We start from the raw sequence: 673 nt of genomic DNA, 5'->3' as shown, positions 1-673 counted from the left end.
TAATAACGCCATTGATAAACATGGTGGGAGAGTTCATTATCAAGTCGTTCTAGACGACTTATTCTTTCAGTAATAGTGTGAATAAACTCTTGCAGAACGATTTGCTGAGCAGGGTGTGGCAACACCAGTTCGGTGAGCCAACGTAAGTGTTTGAGAGACCAATTTGCTGTGCCTGCATAGTTAATATTGTTGCGAAGAAGCAGTGCCTTTAGCTGGTATTTAGCGTCTTTTAAATCTTTCATCGCGACTTCATGGGCGCGAGATAAATCACGAACGGCCTCGTCTTCAGGCTCAGGCACATAAATAGGGGTTAAATCTTCAGACTTGAGCAATTTAGCTAACTTAAGCGCATCACGTTTATCGGTTTTAATCTTCTCGCCTGGTTTTTTAGGAATAAGCGAGGGAGCAACCACATAACAGCAATGTCCAAGGCTAGTGATTAATCTGTAAATCCAGTAACCACAAGGGCCAGCTTCATAAACAAAATGAAGAGTTGCATGAGGATATTTAGACTCGAACTGACGAATGAGCTTCTTAATAGCTAACTTGGCTGAAGATATTCGTCCAAAATGAATGGGGGTTGCCCGCGATTATCTTCAATGTAGGCCACTTCCACAAACTCTTTATGAGTATCTAAGCCAATGAAAAGTATGTTATGTTTAGTCATGCTAGC

1 pseudogene is annotated in these 673 nt (G+C 41.5%); it reads right to left on the bottom strand.

Annotated elements, in window-relative coordinates:
- A pseudogene (locus tag AN214_RS21830) lies at window positions 1-667 on the bottom strand (transposase); the annotation flags it as partial.
- Window positions 668-673: the final 6 nt, after the last annotated feature.

The organism is Pseudoalteromonas sp. P1-9, from assembly GCF_001399975.1.
Classification (GTDB): Bacteria; Pseudomonadota; Gammaproteobacteria; order Enterobacterales; family Alteromonadaceae; genus Pseudoalteromonas.
This window is presented reverse-complemented; position numbering and strand designations above follow the sequence as displayed.